This window comes from Bacteroides sp. 51, from assembly GCF_010500965.1.
Taxonomy (GTDB): Bacteria; Bacteroidota; Bacteroidia; order Bacteroidales; family Bacteroidaceae; genus Bacteroides.
In genome coordinates, this window is the sequence record NZ_QVMI01000110.1 from 1 (window position 1) to 494 (window position 494).

Consider the following 494-nt stretch of genomic DNA (forward strand, 5'->3'; position numbering starts at 1 on the left):
CCGTACAGGAAAATCTGATTATCGCCCGCAAAGAAGAGGACCCATTTGCCGATGTATTTACCGGAGTGGTAAAAACAGTGAAGCGGGCACTTTCCATGGATGAAACCAGCCAGCTATTGAATGTTGATTTAGAGAAACATCTGTGCGATGAACAGCCCGGTAGCAGTGAACACACCCAGTTAAAAAAACTGCAGGATGCCCAACGCTATTTCAACTTCTGTTTGTATGCCCGGGGAATGTGCTTCGTAGACCTGGCCTACCTGAAGAAATCGGATATCAAAGATGGTTGCATCCGGTATATGCGCAAGAAGACCGGCCAGCGGATTGAAGTGGAAATCGCACCCGCGTTACAAACTATTATCGATAGCTTTGCCGATGAAACTTCCGGTTCACCATATGTCTTTCCCCTGATCCGCCATGCGGATAAACCCTCACTGGTTCAGTATGAAAGCGCCCTGCGCACCCAGAACAACCGATTGAAACGACTGGCGGCT

At 48.8% G+C, this 494-nt stretch carries 1 pseudogene; it reads left to right on the forward strand.

Features of this window, described 5'->3' with window-relative positions:
- Positions 1 to 494: pseudogene (locus D0T87_RS23750) on the forward strand (hypothetical protein); the annotation flags it as partial.